Below are 6,737 nucleotides of genomic sequence, written 5' to 3' on the forward strand. Positions count from 1 at the left end.
TTTTTGAACGCAAAAAACGGAGATTCCCCATAGCGAATCTCCGTAAGAAGGACAGCCTACAGATTTCGTTACGTTCCTTTGTAATGGGAAAAAAGGGCAGACTGCACCTGGGCGAAAAAACGCGTTGTTTTTCCAGGAGCAAGGCTATCCAGTTTTTTAGGCCATTACAAAGTTGTTGTTGGCATACGTCGCACCCGTACCTTCCTATCCAAATAGTTGTAAACGATTTTACCACAAATGGTTAATGTTACCAACCATTTATTCTCTCCACGGCACGAGATTTGGCTCGGCGTCCAAAATCGATTCGTATTGTTCTTTCCAGCCATACAGGGCGGTTGGGTCCAGCAGCTTGTAGCGGGCGTATTTTTCCTGGCGAATCTTTTCAGATGACCAGCCCAGATGCTTCACCCGGTAGTAACTGAGAAAGGAAGGCAGCTCGAAAATATTGCCGGGAAAGCGTCCGCAGTGCAAGGGCTGTTCTTTCCACAGATAGCGAAGGTTGGGGCGGTAGCGGACGATGAATGGGCGGTATACATAATGGGCGCGCCAATACGGGTCTTCACGGTAGTGGGATTCAGTCCACATATCATACAGGCGGAAGCAGCACACATCGCCATGCTGTCTGGAGAGCAGCGCATGTACACCTGTGGCAAACCCGTCTTCAAAAACTTCGTCGGCATCCATGTTGACGATCCACTCTGGCTGGTGAGAAATGGTTTCTTTCCATTGCTGTTTGCGCAGGGCGACTTCGTTGGTGAATTGCGGCGTCGGGTTTCGGACGAGGTGGAGGGGAATGCCTTTTAGCAGCTCATGGCAAATTTCGGCGCTGTCGTCTGTGCTGCCGTCGTCGATAATAACGGCTTCGTCGATGTACTCCCTGTGCTTGGTGAGCACGTGGGCGAGATGTTTGTCTGCCTCGTTGTGGATGACCATGGACAAAGTAATTTTGGGACGGGACGTGGGCACAGCGGGCACGGCAAGAGAGGGGGATTTTTTGACGCGAATCGGAGCGGAACCGTAAATTTGTTTCATCCAGACGGTCGCTTCCGCAAAGTCACTTTCCCGGTACAGATGGAACGCGGGGTAGTGGGTGTCTACGAACAAAGAGAACCCTAGCGCCACAGCCCGTATGCAAAAATGGCGATCTTCTCCCCAAAACGTGACATTGTGAATACGCGAATAGTTCACGCCGGATTCCAATGCCTTCCGGCGAATCAAGGTGCAAGCGCCGAGGCCGCCCACTTCATACAGGCCGGGAACGCGCAGCTTTCCATAAAAGGCGTACTTTCTGAGGTATTGTTCCTCGGCAGAGATGCTTTCCAGCCGATGGTTGATTTCATACTGCGTGTACTGGTCCGTAAGCCAAACCTGGGGAACTGGCAGCGTGTCTGGCGTCCAACTCGTCCAGAAAACTTCCGAGACGATGTCTTTTTCCGATGCGAGCAAAGTTTCCAGCGTAGCTGGCTGGAGCAGCAAGTCCGAGTCGAGGAGGAACAGCCCGTCGTAGCCGCCTGATTTGGCGCGCTCGATCAGTTGGTTTTTGAAGGAAGCTACCCGCCAGACCAGTTCATCTGTCCAAATATGGGTTGTCTCGTTGCAAGAGTAGGTGGAGGGTGCTTCCTGGCTGCGGATGATCTCCACTTGGCCGGAGTGCTTTTCGGCAAAATGGTGGAGGAGTCTGCTCGAAGCAGGATCGTTATTGTCATCAACAAACAGGTAGTGGACGGCCATATCGGAAGTCGAAAGCTTTTCCAGCGAAAACAAAAACATGCGCAGCACGTCCGGTTGTTGGCAAACCGGGCTTCCAATCAAAATCCGCGTTTGCGTCGTCATTTTATCACCCCTTGGTCGATGGCGTGTGGGCACATGTACGCACCATGTTGGCCGAGGTCTGGTCGTATACGTGCGCCTCTTTTGATTTGCCCAGACGCTCCATGCAACGTCCGAGATAGTGCAAGGCATGAAAGCTGCCCATCCCTTGCTGACTGAGATGCTCCCAATGCTCTTCCCCGATCTCCAGGCAACGCTCGAACGATTGGATCGCTTCGGCGTACAGCCCGTGCTCCATCAAGAAAACCCCTTTGTAAAAATGCAGGTCCACGTAATCCGGATAGAGCCGAATGGCGCATTCGATGCCGGGCCATGCCCCCCGCATGCTGCCGTGCCGGAACAAAATCTCGTATTTTAGCTTGTAAAAAAGAGACGGCGGCAACTGACTTTTGCCCAAAAAGCCTTCCAGCGCCTGATTGACGAGAATGAAGGCGTGCTCCCATTTTTGCGCGCGATAAAATTCGCTGGCCAGGTGGTAGTCGCACCACGGGTCGCGATCGGGATTTTCCCTCTCTTCCAAAAGCAGCTTCAGGTTGCGTCTGGCTTTGTTTTTCTTCGTAACAACTTCTTCTATGTAGCCATAATGGTGAAGGCGGACAGGAATCAGCGGGATCGCCCCGTCCTGCGGAACCGTTTCGGGCCATTGCAGCACTTCATGAATATCCCTTGCAAATTGAAACCCCTTTTTGTTGCGAAAAAGGCGGATTTGCGCGTTGCGGCTTGCCAGATGCAGAGAGGCCGTTTCTTTTTTCGGGCCTTGGTAATGAAGGAGCTTGAGAAACAGAACGTCCGATTTGCTTGCAATGGCCGCCTGACGCAACGCCTCCTGATCTGCTTCCTCCAATCGCTCATCCGCATCGAGCCACAACACCCATTCCCCGCGGGCTTCTTTCAATCCGATATTCCGCGCTTTGGAAAAACTGTTTTCCCACGGAGCTTCGATGACTTTCGCACCGTATTTGCGGCAAAGCTCCTGTGTGCCGTCTGTTGAACCTGTGTCGACGACAATGATCTCATCTACAACAGAATGAACGCTTCCCAGACATGCTTCGATCTGATCGGCCTCGTCTTTGACAATCATGCATAGCGAAATGAGCGGAGGTGTCATGGACGCTATCACCTTCTTTGGGTTGTTCTTTCATCACGCTTTCGATAAACCTTATTCTTTGAAAGCCAAAGTTATGTGAGGAGCGATATACATATTGGGCTTGGCCGGAAAATAGGATGTAAAAAAGATTTTGCGCCTAAGGAGGGCGATCTGCATGTTCACAGTCAGCCTGTGCATGATCGTTCGCAATGAAGAACAGACACTGGGTCGATGCTTGTCGACTGTGCGCGATTTGGTGGATGAGATCATCATTGTAGATACAGGGTCTGAAGATCAGACGCGCGAAATTGCCCGGTCATTCGGGGCGAGGCTGTTTGAGTTTGCGTGGATCGACGACTTTGCAGCAGCGCGCAACTTTGCTTTCAGCCAGGCGAGCAAAGACTATATTTTTTGGCTCGATGCCGACGATGTGTTGGAAGAAGCTGACCGGGAACGGTTTTTGGCGCTGCGGAAAATGGAGCCTTTTGAGTACGACAGTGTTTCCATGCCTTATCACCTTGCCTTTGACGATCGGGGCCAGCCTGTGAAGTTCCTGCGGCGAAATCGGCTGGTGAAGCGGCAACGCCAATTTGTCTGGCACGGCGCTGTCCACGAATATTTGGAGGTGGGAGGGGAGATTTATCACAGCGACATTGCGGTCACGCATCGCAAGGAGAAGGCGTACACCGACCGCAATTTGCAAATTTATTTGCGGCGGCAGGAGCGAAAAGAATTGTTTTCCCCCAGGGATCAGTACTACTTCGCCAACGAACTTTACGATCATGGCCGCTATCAAGAAGCGGCCGAGCAATATCAAGCCTTTTTGGATGGCGGACAGGGCTGGATCGAGGACCAGATTATGGCTTGCTATAAACAAGCGGAATGTTATGCGAACTTGCAGCAGCCGGAAAAACAGATTCAGTCCCTGGTGAGAACATTGGCTTTTGACGCGCCGCGGGCGGAATTTTGCTGCAAGGTAGGGGCTTATTTTTTGGAGAAAAAGGATATTCATAAAGCGATTTACTGGTTCCGGCAAGCGACTTTGCTTGAACGGCCACCAAACATGATGGGGATGACAGATGAACCTGCCTGGTCGTGGCTGCCTCATTTGCAGTTGTGCTACTGCTATGATCAGATCGGGGAGTACGGAAGGGCAAAAATTCACCACGAGATGTCAAAGCTGCACCATCCTACGCATCCGAGCGTTTTGCACAACGAAAGGTACTTTGCCAGCCGGGAAGAAGCGCAGCCGTCTGTGTGAGAGAATTGCTTTTTCCGGCGGCTGGAAACGGAGGTCATGAGACATGTCGTTGCCAAATGTGCCTGACATAACGCCGCGCATCACGCTGAAGCGCGAGGAAGTGTTTCATCTGTTGCTTACCTCTGTCGCCATGGAGGAAATCAGCCTGTCTCATATTATGAATGCGGAGGGGGAAAAAATTCAGCGTTTGCTGCAAAAAGAGGAGGTTTGCCTGGAAGATATGCTGCGCATTAACAAAAGCGTCGAAAGAATGCTGCGCAGCATCATCAGCAAGCAAATTTTGCTGCAATTCAAGCTGGATAATATTTTGGAAATGGAACGAAAGCCGGGCGATTCGGGAGATCCTGCCGAGGATTGTCATGAGGAATAGCTCGTTTGACCGAATGCTTGCAGGTGTGGTTCATTGGACGAATCGCCAGGGAACGACAGGGGGAACAGACGGATATGAGCGGCTTTTGGCCGCTGCCTTCGCCATGGAAAAAGCCATGGCTTCTCTGGCGGAATGCCAAGCGTGTCACACCAAAGCTTTTTTGCTTGCCGCCAAAACACATCCAAAGGAAGAAGCGATCCCACTTTTATTCCAGGCGCTGAAATCGTCAAGTCTTTGGCTGGAAGCGATGATTATGTTGCATTGGATAACTTTTAGCCGGATAAAGGGGATGGCTTCTTTTTTTGCATGGCAAGATCATATGGCAGAGAAATCGGAGCAGGTTGCGGAGGTTTGCAAAAGGTCATGGACGGCTGTGTACTCGTTTGGTCTAGCGGCCATTGGCCTAGTGGAACAGATCATTTTGCATGTCATTGCTCTCCAGCAAACGTCGCCCTGTCACCGATCGTCCGAGCAGCAGCTTATTCATTTGCTCGAACAGTTGGATGATTTTTTTCGCATTTGTGTGCGGAAAGCGGATTTTTGGGGAGTGCCTTTTGCCAATCGAGGGATTGAGGGGGAAGCTGCACAGCGGGAAAAACGCTCCATGCTTGGTTCGGCTTTGCAGCAGTTGGAAAGGTATGGTTCGCCTTCGAGCGCGCTTTCTTCTGCTTTTAAAGCGAAATTGAAGGACATTGTCCTGCCATTGAAAAAGTACGGCGATCTCGGGGGGAGCGTCCGTTCCGTTATCGAGACAAATCGCCATTATCAAGCTCCTTGGTTAAACAGGGAGGTACTGCCCGCCGTGACCAAAAGCCACAAGGTTGTGGTCCAGTCCAAGAAGTGGAAGAAGAATCCGTGAGGTTGGATGGTGTTCTTTTGGCTATTTGAATAAGCGGAATGGGAGGCTGCGCTTTTCACGGGGAAGGGGGGAGAGTTTTGTCATTTCCAAATATCCCAAATATCAGCCCGACAATTACGATTACGCGCGAAGACGCCATTAACTTGTTGCTGTCTTCTTTTGCCATGGAGGAATTGGGGCTAAGCCATATCTTGAATGCGGAAGGCGAAAAAATTCAGTATGTCCTAGGAACGCTTCCTGGTGTGAGTGGACCTGCGGGAGCGACGATAGATGATTTGCTGGCGATTGACCAGAGCGTAAGAGAAATGGTCGATGCGACGATCAAACAAGACATGCTCCTCCAGGCGAAGCTGCAGACGGTGTTGAGCGCCTCCACCATGCAGGGGCCGACTGGTCCAACCGGAGCAACAGGTCCAACGGGAGCGACAGGGGCGGGGAGGGGGGCGACTGGAGCTACAGGAGCTACGGGAGCAACCGGAGAGACAGGAGCAACTGGAGTCACGGGAGTAACTGGAGCCACGGGGTCAACTGGAGCCACGGGAGCAACCGGAGACACAGGATCAACTGGAGTTACGGGGTCAACTGGAGTTACGGGAGCAACTGGAGTTACGGGGTCAACCGGAGTTACGGGAGCAACTGGAGCCACGGGGTCAACCGGAGTTACAGGAGCTACGGGAGAAACTGGAGCTACGGGAGTAACCGGAGCCACGGGGTCAACTGGAGCAACGGGAGTAACCGGAGCCACGGGGTCAACTGGAGCTACGGGAGCAACCGGAGCCACGGGGTCAATTGGAGCCACGGGGTCAACTGGAGTTACGGGGTCAACTGGAGTCACGGGAGTAACAGGAGAGACGGGGTCAACCGGAGTCACGGGGTCAACCGGAGTCACGGGAGCAACCGGAATCACGGGAGCAACCGGAGAGACGGGAGTAACCGGAGCCACGGGAGCAACTGGAGCTACGGGAGTAACCGGAGCCACGGGAGAATCTGGAGCCACGGGAGCAACTGGAGCTACGGGAGTAACTGGAGCCACGGGAGAATCTGGAGCCACGGGAGCAACTGGAGCTACGGGAGTAACCGGAGCCACGGGAGAATCTGGAGCCACGGGAGTAACCGGAGCTACGGGAGCAACCGGAGTCACGGGAGCAACCGGAGCTACGGGGTCAACCGGAGTCACGGGAGCGACAGGAGAGACGGGAGTAACCGGAGCCACGGGGTCAACTGGAGCTACGGGATCAACCGGAGTCACGGGAGTAACCGGAGCCACGGGGTCAACTGGAGCTACAGGAGCAACCGGAGTTACGGGAGCAACTGGGGTTACGGGAGCGAC

Annotated in this window: 6 protein-coding genes; 4 read left to right on the top strand and 2 right to left on the bottom strand. The window is 53.0% G+C overall.

What is annotated here, in order from left to right; all coding sequences use genetic code 11:
* Positions 1-258 precede the first annotated feature (258 nt).
* Positions 259-1,833 (bottom strand): glycosyltransferase family 2 protein, encoded by a 1,575-nt coding sequence (locus M2298_RS22705; RefSeq protein ID WP_173597634.1) that lies wholly within the window; start codon positions 1,831-1,833, stop codon positions 259-261.
* Between the two features lie 4 nt (positions 1,834-1,837).
* The gene (locus tag M2298_RS22710) at positions 1,838-2,938 is read right to left on the bottom strand and encodes a glycosyltransferase family 2 protein (protein ID WP_122963795.1); all 1,101 of its coding nucleotides are present in this window, start codon (positions 2,936-2,938) and stop codon (positions 1,838-1,840) included.
* A 154-nt stretch (positions 2,939-3,092) separates the two neighbouring features.
* Here M2298_RS22710 and M2298_RS22715 point away from each other — a divergent pair, with 154 nt between their 5' ends.
* From M2298_RS22715 to M2298_RS22730, 4 genes are all read left to right on the top strand, one after another.
* The gene (locus M2298_RS22715; protein ID WP_173600211.1) at positions 3,093-4,178 is read left to right on the top strand and encodes a glycosyltransferase family 2 protein; all 1,086 of its coding nucleotides are present in this window, start codon (positions 3,093-3,095) and stop codon (positions 4,176-4,178) included.
* A gap of 43 nt (positions 4,179-4,221) precedes the next feature.
* Positions 4,222-4,548 carry an alpha-helical endospore appendage domain-containing protein gene (locus M2298_RS22720; protein WP_173597633.1) on the top strand — a complete coding sequence of 109 codons (327 nt, stop codon included), beginning with the start codon at positions 4,222-4,224 and terminating at the stop codon, positions 4,546-4,548.
* 160 nt (positions 4,549-4,708) lie between these two features.
* Entirely contained in the window at positions 4,709-5,407 is a 699-nt protein-coding gene (locus tag M2298_RS22725; protein WP_173597632.1) for a hypothetical protein, read from the top strand.
* A gap of 77 nt (positions 5,408-5,484) precedes the next feature.
* Positions 5,485-6,737, top strand: a 1,253-nt coding sequence (locus M2298_RS22730) for an alpha-helical endospore appendage domain-containing protein (RefSeq protein WP_481752859.1), incomplete at its 3' end; no start/stop codon positions are given.

The organism is Brevibacillus sp. 1238 (genome assembly GCF_029892995.1).
GTDB lineage: Bacteria > Bacillota > Bacilli > Brevibacillales > Brevibacillaceae > Brevibacillus > Brevibacillus parabrevis.

Excerpts from the sequence above, each read along its gene's own strand:
- M2298_RS22705 (WP_173597634.1), bottom strand. The coding sequence starts at position 1,833 with ATGACGACGCAAACGCGGATTTTGATTGGAAGCCCGGTTTGCCAACAA.
- M2298_RS22710 (WP_122963795.1), bottom strand. The coding sequence starts at position 2,938 with ATGACACCTCCGCTCATTTCGCTATGCATGATTGTCAAAGACGAGGCC.
- M2298_RS22715 (WP_173600211.1), top strand. The coding sequence starts at position 3,093 with ATGTTCACAGTCAGCCTGTGCATGATCGTTCGCAATGAAGAACAGACA.
- M2298_RS22720 (WP_173597633.1), top strand. The coding sequence starts at position 4,222 with ATGTCGTTGCCAAATGTGCCTGACATAACGCCGCGCATCACGCTGAAG.